A 640-nucleotide genomic window follows, 5' to 3' on the forward strand; every position below is an offset into this window, starting at 1 on the left:
GGCGGCAGGTGGACGGATGGATTTGCTGTTTGCCTTTATCGGCGGTGCTGCGCTCTATCTGCTGCTGCACCATTGGATGCGGCGGCGTCGGCGTTGACGACGTGGCCCACGCCAATCGCAATCGAGCCCCAGTTGCTCGTGTCGCGAGATGAGCAGGCGGTGACGGCGAGCGCGAGCGCCGCCGCGAGGATTGTGCGGATCATGGGATTGCTCCAGACGTAAAAAAAGCCGCTCGGTGGCGGCGGGTCGGGAAGGATTTTAGGGCCAGTCAACCGTTTGGCGGCCAGCCGGATTGAATGTCGATGGCCTCCAGCGCCTCGATGCTCTCTGCAGCCTCAATGGCCTCGTGCAGCGCGCGGGACCGGCTGTATGCGGCCTGCACGTGGCGGCCGACAGCGATGCCGATGGCAGTAAGCATGGGCAGATCGAGGGATACCCAGATACCGGGCTGCGCTTCGAAATCGACGGTAGTCAAATCGAGGTCGCGCTCCAGCAGAGCAACGGCATCGGCGATCTTGCCCTGACTGCCAACGTCAGTTCTGATCGGCACGCTGTTAACAATGGTGCCGCCCGTCTCGACTTCCCAGCGCTTTTCCCGGACGGCGTCAGCCAGCGCGGCCCTGCGTTGCTCAAGGGTCGG

At 63.8% G+C, this 640-nt stretch carries 1 protein-coding gene; it reads right to left on the minus strand.

Translation table 11 applies throughout. The features are described from left to right. Positions 1-268 precede the first annotated feature (268 nt). The coding region (locus tag ACUSIJ_RS29650) for a DUF4376 domain-containing protein (protein ID WP_449312005.1) at positions 269-640 on the minus strand (372 nt) is incomplete at its 5' end.

The organism is Pseudochelatococcus sp. B33, assembly GCF_053570585.1.